The sequence below is a fragment of the Streptomyces sp. WM6378 genome, from assembly GCF_001279695.1.
Taxonomy (GTDB): domain Bacteria; phylum Actinomycetota; class Actinomycetes; order Streptomycetales; family Streptomycetaceae; genus Streptomyces.
Map to the genome: position 1 here is coordinate 77352 of NZ_LGDD01000290.1, position 7696 is coordinate 85047.

The 7696-nt window shown below is 72.8% G+C and carries 6 protein-coding genes and 1 pseudogene (1 of these 7 running past the window's edge); 3 read left to right on the top strand and 4 right to left on the bottom strand.

The genetic code is table 11. The features are described from left to right. Positions 1-12 precede the first annotated feature (12 nt). A complete protein-coding gene (locus ADK54_RS22530; protein ID WP_053727488.1) occupies positions 13-2070 on the bottom strand; it encodes a condensation domain-containing protein in 2058 nt (685 codons plus the stop codon). 149 nt (positions 2071-2219) lie between these two features. Continuing rightward, positions 2220-2681, bottom strand: a complete 462-nt coding sequence (locus ADK54_RS22535; protein WP_053727489.1) for a nuclear transport factor 2 family protein — start codon at positions 2679-2681, stop codon at positions 2220-2222. A 226-nt stretch (positions 2682-2907) separates the two neighbouring features. Between ADK54_RS22535 and ADK54_RS22540 the strand changes: the two genes are divergently transcribed. After that, complete coding sequence (locus ADK54_RS22540) at positions 2908-3891, top strand: aromatase/cyclase (protein WP_053727490.1); 984 nt, start codon at positions 2908-2910, stop codon at positions 3889-3891. Between the two features lie 32 nt (positions 3892-3923). Here ADK54_RS22540 and ADK54_RS22545 read toward each other — a convergent pair whose 3' ends face one another. Next, positions 3924-4745: an AfsR/SARP family transcriptional regulator gene (locus ADK54_RS22545; RefSeq protein WP_053727491.1), complete on the bottom strand. Its 822-nt coding sequence runs from the start codon at positions 4743-4745 to the stop codon at positions 3924-3926. 310 nt (positions 4746-5055) lie between these two features. Between ADK54_RS22545 and ADK54_RS22550 the strand changes: the two genes are divergently transcribed. Further along, a complete protein-coding gene (locus ADK54_RS22550) occupies positions 5056-5811 on the top strand; it encodes a thioesterase II family protein (protein ID WP_053727492.1) in 756 nt (251 codons plus the stop codon). Next, complete coding sequence (locus ADK54_RS22555; protein WP_053727493.1) at positions 5808-6731, top strand: AfsR/SARP family transcriptional regulator; 924 nt, start codon at positions 5808-5810, stop codon at positions 6729-6731. The genes ADK54_RS22550 and ADK54_RS22555 overlap by 4 nt, the downstream gene beginning before the upstream one ends. Positions 6732-6957: 226 nt before the next feature. Here the strand turns inward: ADK54_RS22555 and ADK54_RS22560 are convergent. Next, positions 6958-7696, bottom strand: a pseudogene (locus tag ADK54_RS22560) (AfsR/SARP family transcriptional regulator) (it continues 93 nt past the right edge of the window).

The window sequence follows — 7696 nt, forward strand, 5'->3', positions numbered from 1 at the left end:
GCGATGGGCGGGTCAGCGTCGGCGTCCGACGGCCGACGCGAGCCTGCGGGCCAGATCATCGGGCGCGGTGCCGGCCGCGTCGAGGACGACGGCGAGCGGCCGATGCCCCTGAGCCGCGGCGAGGTGGGCGATGGCACAGGCGGCGACGCCGTCGCCCGAGAACCCGGCGAGGGCCAGCCCGCCGCCGGGCCGGACGCGGGAGCCGAGCACGTCGTACGCGGCACACGCGCCGGCCACGGCCTGGGGGCCGCCCACCGGGACGGGGCCGAGCAGGAGGAGTTCCTCGGGCCCCGGGTAAGCGCGGGCGAGCTGGTCGTAGAACGTGCGTGAGATGCCCGGCGCCCGGAGCAGGCCGACGGTGCCGGCGTCCGGGTGGGCACGGCGGCGCAGCACGGTCGGCGGGACGCCGCTCCCCTCGGGCTCGACCGGCTCCAAAGGCACCGCGGCGCCCTCGCCCATGCCGGACAGCAGGGTGAGGACCTCGCCGACGGTGGTGAACTCTCCTGCCTCACGCGGGAGTTCGCGCAGCAGCAGCGCCGCATGGGCGAGCAGGTCGGTGATCTCCGAGAGCCGCAGCTGGTTGTAGGAGGCGGTGAGGACCAGGCGACCGACCCCGTCGTGATGGGCGATCAGCGTGACCGGGAAGGCGGTGCGGGCCCCGAGGGTCTGGGGCGGCTCCACCTCGATGCCGTACGTGACGAGTTCGGCCTCCAGCTCGGCCAGGCCGTGTGGCTGTGCCTCGAAGGTGAGCAGGGTGTCGGCGGGCGGGCTCGGCGGGCGGGTCCAGGCGTTGACCTGACCCGCCGACACCCACTCGTAGGCGGCCTGGTCCAGGCAGCGGTCGCGCAGGTCGGCCATCAGCTGGGGCACCGTGGCGGCCGGGTCGACGAGCACGGACTGCGGCAGCGGACCGGCCAGGGCGCCGGGGGTGCGCTCCACCCCTTCGAAGAGGATGCCCCGACCCGCCGCGGTGGTCGCGAAACGCACCCGTGACGGCCCTTCGGCCCGGCCCGCGCGGTACAGCAGCAGGGCCCACACGGCTTGCAGGGCGGTGGACTCGCTACCGCCCCAGACGGCGGCCCAGTCGGTGAGCCGCGCGGTCTCCGCCTCGGTCAGCCGGAGCCTGGACCGGCCCTCGGCGTGGCTGCCGGTTTCCGTGAAGAGCGGCGGAACCGACCGGACGTCGCCGGTGTCGGCGCTGGTGAAGAAGTCCTGGGCGGCCGTGGTGTCCTGGGTGGCGAGCCAGGCCGCGTAGTCGGTCATGTCCGGTCGGCGCTCCCCGCCGGGCAGTTCTCCGTCGGCGAGGTAGGCGCGGTAGAACTCGCGGAGCAGGAGCCGCACGGACCAGCTGTCGAGCAGCGCGTGGTGGTAGGTGAGCAGCACCCGGGCGGGCGGCGCGGACGGGCTCGCCGGGCCGCCGCCGAGCAGGGTGACGCGCAGCGGGGCCGGGCGGCGCGGGTCGATGCCGCGGCGCCGGTCGGCCGCGACGAGGGAGGGCCACTCGACACTGCCGCGCGACAGCCGTACGACCTCGGGCTCGGCCTGGTCGTGCACGACCAGGCCGGGTTCGCCCTGGTCGTCGAACGCGGTGCGCAGCACGGACTCGCGGGCGAACACCGAGCGCCAGGCCGCGGTGAACCGCGCGACGTCGAGGGGCCCGTGCCAGTCCCAGGCGGCCTGTTCGACCTGGCGGCCGAGGCCGGGGTGGGCGTCGGCGTCCGCGAGCAGTTCGCGCTGCCTGGGCGTCGCGGCCAGCTGGCGGGTCATGAAGGAGCCGCGTCCGCCGTGGGTGAGCAGGTCGGCGAGGGCCCCGAGGGGAAACGCGGTCGGCTCGCCGTCCGCCCCGTCCTTGAAGCGCACGGTGTGGCGGCCGCGCCCCCGGCTCCGGAGGTCGGCCGTCCAGGCGGGCGTGCCCGGGTGACGTGCGGCGATGCTGTCGAGCGCGGCCTCGACGCGGGTGGTCTCGATCGGCCCGCGCAGCTCCAGTACGGGCGGCGCGCTGCGGCCGAGCTCCACGACGACGGTGATCGGCTCGTCCTGCGGCAGACGTGCGAAGCGGCTAGTGGTCATCGGCAGTCCGGGGCACGCGCCGACGAAGCCCCCTCCCCTTCCTGAAGAAGCGCTGTTCAAGCATGCAGAAGGCTCGCCACAAAACTCTGACACAGCCCTGACATTCGGCTCGATCGGGCCGTGCGGCCGGGCGAAGGAGCGCCGGTCGGTCACGCGAGGTCGTCGCGGGTCACCCGGCGGTGCGCGGTGCGCCACTTGCCGCGCGTGCGGACCAGGGTGTCCTCCATGACGCACACGTACAGGACCTTGGAGCTGCCGCCGCTCGGCGTGGCGTACACCAGGGCCGAGCAGCGGGTGCGCAGCGACCCGTCCGCCTGGGGCTGTACGTCGAGCATGCCGACCCAGTGGTTGAGGCGGTTGCCCGCCCGCCGCTGGCGTGCCGCGCCGGCCCGCACGTAGCGGGCGAGCCCGACGCGGGCCCGCACCGGCTCGGCCAGGGAGGGCAGTTCGAAGACGGCGTCCTCGGTGAAGGTGCCCGCCCAGCGCTCGGAGTCGTGCGCGTCCAGTATCTGCATCTGGTGCGCGTAGAACTGCTGCACCTCGGCGTACAGGGCGGCGAACTTCTGGCTCTCAAGGGTGCGTTCGGCGGTGTCCACCAACTCGACGGTCATGATCTGGGTCTCCGCTTCCGTCCGTGCCTATGGGTTCCGTGCCTATGGGTGGTGAGGGACGCCGAGCGGGCCCCGGCGCACGTCGGGGGTCCGCACTCGGTACAGGCAGTGTCTCGGGCGCGGGTTGAGCTTCCTTCAAATACCCCTCAAGCGCCGCCGTCGAAGGTGGAGGGCATGGGGTCACGACAGCAAGCCGATCCGTCCCCGACCACCCAGGGAGTCTGTGATGTTTGGTGAGCGTGTGCACCGTACGCGGCACTCGGCCGAGGTGGCCGCGCCGGCCGGAGCGGTCTACGCCCTGCTCGCGGACGCCGAGCGCAGGCCGCTGTACTGCCCGCCCGTGCTGCACGTCGAGCGCCTCGACTTCGACGGGCCCCGGGAGCGGCTGCGCTCGTGGGAGAGCGCGGCGGGTGACATCAGGTCCTCGATCTCGGCGCGGGTGCGCCACCCGCACGAGCGGCGCATCGAGTTCGTCCAGCTGAGGCACGAGGCGCCGGTCGAGTCGATGGCCGGCGAGTGGACCGTCGAGGAGACCGCGGGCGGGCGCAGTGTGGTGACGGTGCGCCACGAGTTCACGGTCGTCGGCGACCACCCGGACGACGTGGCCTGGGTCGGCCTCGTCACCGACGACAACGCCCGGGCCGAGCTGGAGAGTCTGCGCCGGGTCGCCGAGAGCGGGATCGGGCTCGACGACCTGGTGCTGTCGTTCGAGGAGTCGGTGCGGGTGGACGGGCCGGGCGAGCTGGTCTACGACTTCCTGTACCGGGCGGCGGACTGGCCCGGGCTCGTGCCGCACGTGCCGCGCCTCGAACTGGCCGAGTCCTCCCCCGGACTGCAGGTCCTGGACTACGACGTACGACTGCCCGACGGGGCGGTGCGCACGGGCGGCTCGGTCCGGCTGTGCTTCCCGCACGCCGGGCGGATCGTCCACAAGCAGACCACGCCCGCGGTGCCGGCGGCGGCCGCGCACATCGGTGAGTGGTCGGTGCTGCCCGACGAACACGGGGTGCGCGTGGTCGCCCAGCACTCGGTGCTGCTCGACGAGAACGCGGTGGGGGACCTGCCGTCCGGCGTCGGGCAGGCCCGGCTCGGTCTGCGGGAGGACATCGGGCGCATCTCGCTCGACACCCTCGAACTGGCCAAGCGGCACGCGGAGTCGGCGGTGCGGGCGCTGCCGCGCCGGCCCGCGCTGACCGGGGAACCGATCTAGGCCATGGGGTGGCGCCCGCACCGCCGTGGCCGTCAGGCGGCGTAGAGGTCGAAGGTCGAGGCGCGCCGCTCGCCCGCCATCACGTCGAGCGCGGGGTCGACGGTGAGCATCATCTGGTGCAGCCGCTGGAGCTGCGGGGAGGGTTCCACGCCGAGCTCGTCGATGAGCCGCTTGCGCAGTCTGCGGTACACATCGAGCGCGGTCGCCTGCCGTCCGGAGCGGTACAGGGCGACCATCGCCTGGGAGTGCAGCCCCTCGTGCTGGGGGTGACGGGCAATCAGATCTGTGAGTTCGGCGATGAGTTCGGCGTGCCGGCCCAGCCTCAGATCGGCGTCGATGCGGCGCTCGACGGTGCCCAGGCGGGACTCCTTCAGGCGCATGATCTCGATGGAGAGGATCGAGCCGGCCCGTACGTCGACGAGGGGCGGTCCGTTCCACATGTCGAGGGCGTTTCTGAGGAGCGCGGCGGCCTGGCCGTCCTCGCCTTCCTCGAAGGCCCGCTGGCCGCCCGCGACGAGCTGCTCGTAGCGGTGCAGGTCGACGGACTCGGCGGGGATCTGCAGGACGTAGGCGCCGTGCCGGGTGGCGAGGACCTCCTTGGCGTTACCGGGGGCGTCGGGGCCCATGGCGGTGCCGAGGTGACGGCGGAGCTGGAGGACGTACGTCTGCAGCGTGGTCAGGGCGCTCTGCGGCATGTCGGCGCCCCACAGCTCCTCCATGAGCGTGGCCACCGGCACGATGCGCCCCGGGTAGAACGCGAACAGGGCGAGGAGCTGACGCGGCTTGCTCGCGGTGGGCACGATCGAGACTCCGTTGACGGAGGCGCTCAGTGGCCCCAGAACCTGAATCTCCACGGTTTCCTCTCGTACCCCATCGAGTGGCGGCCGTGCCTGTTGACCCATCGAGTGGCGGCCTTGGTCCTCGGCACGCTAGACCTGTTCCCGGCCACCGCACCCGTTGCTGGATCCGTCCTCAAGTGGCCCTGTACAGGCGGTGGTTGGGGTCAATCCGCCTCGACTTGAGGATGCGTGCAGAGCGGTTCGAGGCCCACTCGCGGGAGCGCTCGCCACGGCCGGGACGCGGTTAGGGTGCCAACTCCCTGCGCCGTTCCGGGACCGCTGGTCACCGGGCCGGACGCCAGAGCGTCTCGTCGATGGAGTCTCCATGCAGAAGGCCGAAGAGCGGGAGCTGCGCCTGTTCGTGTTCCACCACTCCGGTGGTTCGCACCTGATGTACCGCGACTGGCCGTCCCACTTCCCGGCCGGCTGGGACGTGCGGGTGCCCGACGCCCCGGGCCGCGGTCCGCGCGACCCCCGTCCCGCCCTTGAGAACGCCGGCGCGCTCGTCGAGCACTTCCTGCACGAGCTGGACGAGGAGCTGACCGGCCGTTTCGCCTTCTTCGGACACAGCCTGGGCGGGCTCGTCGCGTACGAACTGACCCGCCGGCTCATCGAGGCGGGCCGTACGCCGCCGGTGTGGCTCGGCGTCTCGGCACGCGGCACGCTGCTCCCCGACGGGGACGGCACGCGCCGCCACCTCCTGTCGGACTCGGAGCTGCGCCGGGAGCTCGCGGCGATGGGCGGCACGGCGCCCTCGGTCCTCGACCACCAGGAGCTGTGGGACCTGTTCGCGCCCGCCATCCGCTCGGACCTGCGCATCAGCGAAACCTGGCGCACCGAACCCCTCACCGCGCCGCTGCCGGTGCCCCTTTCGGCGTTCGGCGGCACACGGGACCACGTGTCGCCACCGCACCGCCTGGACGGCTGGGCCGACTCGTGCGAGCACTTCCTGGGCCTGCACCTGTACGAGGGCGGCCACTTCTACTTCCAGGACCGGCTCCCCGAGGTCGCCGCGCGGATCCAGAACGACGTGCGCCGCGCCCTGCTGCTCGCCCGGGAGCCGTCCGCGGTGGCGCGATGACCGTCCTCGACCTCGCCGCACCGGCTCCGGTACGCGGCGAGGTCACCGAGTTCCGGCTGCTCGGCCCGGTGTTCGTGCACGACGGGGCGACCGGGGCGGGCATCGTGCCCTCCGGCCCCAAGCAGCGGGCCCTGCTCGCCACCCTGGTCCTGCACGCGGGGGAGCTCCTGTCCGTGGACCGCCTGGTGGAAGAGCTGTGGGGCGACCGGCCCCCGTCCAACGCGGCGAACGCCCTGCAGGCGCACGTCGCCCGGCTGCGCCGACTGCTGCCCTCCCCGGGCCGCACCTGGATCAGCACCCTGCCCACCGGCTACCTGCTGACGCTGGGCAACGCCTCCACCGACGTGGCCCGCTTCACGCTGCTGTCCGGGCAGGGCCGGGCGGCCGTCCCCGACGACCCCCGGTACGCGATGGAACTCCTGGGCCACGCGCTGTCGTTGTGGCAGGGCCCGGCCCTGCAGGACAGCCGCCAGGGCCCCATCTGCACGGCGGAGGCGGACCGGCTCGAAGAGCAGCGCCTGGCCACTTTGGAAGCCCTCTACGAGGCGAGCCTCAACTGCGGCAGGGACGCCGAGATCATCTGTGACCTGGAGCGTCTCATCGCCGACCATCCGCTGCGCGAGCGCTTCTACGATCTGCTGATGGTCGCCCTGTACCGGGGCGGCCGTCAGGCGGAGGCCCTGGGTGTCTACGAGCGCGCGCGCCGCCATCTGGTCACCACCCTCGGCATCGAACCGGGCCCCGCCCTGCGTTCGCGCATGGAGGCGATCCTCAACCACTCCCCCGCGCTGGCCGCGTCGCGTCCCCGCACGCTGGATCTGACGGCGGAGATCGCCCAGCTCCAGGCACGGATCGAGCAACTGGTGTGGGACCAGGAGGACTTGCTCCGCAGGATCCAGGAAGAACACGAGGGCCGGTAGCACGAGGCCCGGTGGCGCGGGGTGCCGTCCGGCGGACCGCCAGAGCGAGGCCGAGCGGGCGACCGCGCGACCACCCCCGGGCCGCGTGGAACGTCCCCGCCGACACACATCAACCTCACGCACACACCAAGACGCCCCACCCGCCCGAAGCCGACTTCGGCTCTCGGGGGTGAGCGGGGCGCGGACGGCGGGACGGTCGGAACACCTCGGCCGCGGGGCGCGGGCTTCAGCCGACGCGGACGAGTCGGTCGCGTGACCCGGCGCCGACGGCTTCGGACCGTGTGGTGTGGGGGGTGGGTTCGGAGGCCTGGAGCATGGTCTGCTGCAACCGGCGCAACCCCGCCGACGGCTCCAACCCCAGGTCGCGCACGAGGGCTTGGCGCAGCCGCTGATACACACTCAACGCCTCACTACGGCGCCCCGACCGGTACAGGGCCAGCATGAACTGGCCGTGCAAAGCCTCATGCGTCCGATACCGCGACACCAGCACGGTCAGCTCACCCAGCAGTTCACGGTGGCGGCCCAACCGCAGATCGGCCTCGATCCGCTGATACAGCGCGCACAACCGCGCCTCCTCCAGCCGGCACACCTCCACCTCCAGCTGCGCACCCGCACGCACGTCTGCCAGCGCCGACCCGCTCCACAGCGCCAACGCCTCACTCAACCACCGAGACGCCCCCGCGAAATCCTCCGCGTCCATGGCCCGATACCCCATGCCCGCAAGCCGGTCGAACTCGCGCACATCACTCGAACCACCCCCGCCCCGCAACACATAACCACCCGGCACAGTCGCCAGCACGTCCTTCGCCGACACCACACCCGGCCCCTGCGAAGTCACACCTGGCCCCGGCTCCAGAGCCGCGCCGATCAACTCACGCAACTGCAACACATACGTCTGCAACGTCGTCCGCGCCGACCGCGGCGGACGCTCCCCCCACAACTCCTCAACCAACAACCCAACCGGC

Excerpts from the sequence above, each read along its gene's own strand:
- ADK54_RS22530 (WP_053727488.1), bottom strand. The coding sequence starts at position 2,070 with ATGACCACTAGCCGCTTCGCACGTCTGCCGCAGGACGAGCCGATCACC.
- ADK54_RS22535 (WP_053727489.1), bottom strand. The coding sequence starts at position 2,681 with ATGACCGTCGAGTTGGTGGACACCGCCGAACGCACCCTTGAGAGCCAG.
- ADK54_RS22540 (WP_053727490.1), top strand. The coding sequence starts at position 2,908 with ATGTTTGGTGAGCGTGTGCACCGTACGCGGCACTCGGCCGAGGTGGCC.
- ADK54_RS22550 (WP_053727492.1), top strand. The coding sequence starts at position 5,056 with ATGCAGAAGGCCGAAGAGCGGGAGCTGCGCCTGTTCGTGTTCCACCAC.
- ADK54_RS22555 (WP_053727493.1), top strand. The coding sequence starts at position 5,808 with ATGACCGTCCTCGACCTCGCCGCACCGGCTCCGGTACGCGGCGAGGTC.